This window comes from Cupriavidus sp. 01L415, from assembly GCF_056400065.1.
This window is the reverse complement of record NZ_JBFTSP010000084.1, coordinates 1-1,127: the sequence shown is the minus strand read 5'-3', so window position 1 is coordinate 1,127 and position 1,127 is coordinate 1. Positions and strand designations below refer to the sequence as shown.

Annotated in this window: 2 protein-coding genes; both read left to right on the top strand. The window is 60.2% G+C overall.

Annotated elements, in window-relative coordinates; translation table 11 throughout:
• The coding region (locus AC1DOX_RS30980) for a nitroreductase family protein (RefSeq protein WP_477114099.1) at positions 1 to 525 on the top strand (525 nt) is incomplete at its 5' end.
• A 34-nt stretch (positions 526 to 559) separates the two neighbouring features.
• Positions 560 to 1,105: a carboxymuconolactone decarboxylase family protein gene (locus AC1DOX_RS30975; RefSeq protein ID WP_477112537.1), complete on the top strand. Its 546-nt coding sequence runs from the start codon at positions 560 to 562 to the stop codon at positions 1,103 to 1,105.
• Positions 1,106 to 1,127: the final 22 nt, after the last annotated feature.

Genomic DNA, 1,127 nt, shown 5'->3' with positions numbered 1-1,127 from the left:
CTGGTGCGAATCGGCACCAGCGCGCCGACATCCTTCCACATGCAGAACTGGCGCTTTATCGCCGTACGTACGCATGAAGCCAAAGCTCGGCTGAGTCCGATCGCCTGGAACCAGCCTCCGATCACCGAAGCCGCCGTTACCCTCATCATCATCGGTCAGTTGGCCGACTCCAGCGTAATACCGGAACGCCTGGCTCCGTTGGTAGAAGCGGGCGTCATGCCGGCAAGCATGGTGCAGGAGTGGGAGAAGCCCGCGCGCGGTCTGTATTTGGAGTACCCGCAGCGCCAGCGGGACGAGGCCGTACGCAGCGGCACCTTCGGTGCAGCGGCGATTATCTACGCAGCCCGCTCGCTGGGCCTGGGTTCGACACCGATGATCGGCTTCGACGCCGAAGCGGTGCACCGCGAGTTCGGACTGGCTGAGAACGAAGTGCCGGTCATGCTGTTGTCCGTAGGAGCGGAGCGTTCGGGGAACTGGGCACAGAAGCCACGCCTGCCGGTGGTCGATGTGCTGGATCTCGTTTGACTATTAGTTAAATCGGTAATTTAAGGAAATCATGATGGCAAGAACTGTAGTGCTAAAGCCGGAACAGGTACCGGCCGATTCGAAACCGACTCTCGATGCGTTCACCAAGAACATCGGGTTCACCCCCAACATGATGGCGAGCTTCGCGCAAAGCCCGATCGCGTTCAACGCATGGGCCACTCTGCTCGGCTCCTTGAGCAAGGCGCTCGACGTGAAGACGCGTGACGGCATCGGCCTCGCGGTCTCCGAAGTGAATGGCTGCAACTACTGCCTGACGGTTCACAGCTTTACGGCCGAGCATATGGCCAAGCTGTCGGCCGATGAAATCATTCTCGCTCGGAAGGGCCATGCCAGCGACCCGAAGCGCGACGCCGCCCTCCAGTTTGCGCGCAAAGTCATCGAGACCCGCGGCCAGGTCAGTGACCTCGATCTGAAAGCTGTGCGCGATGCCGGCTACACAGATGCGAACGTCATGGAGATCGTAGCGCTGGTGGCCATGTACTCCCTGACGAACTTCTTCAATAACGTGTTCGATCCCGAGAAGGACTTTCCCGCCGTCACGCCGGCTGGATCGATCTGAACTCTATCCGCTCGCATCGACC

Excerpts from the sequence above, each read along its gene's own strand:
- AC1DOX_RS30975 (WP_477112537.1), top strand. The coding sequence starts at position 560 with ATGGCAAGAACTGTAGTGCTAAAGCCGGAACAGGTACCGGCCGATTCG.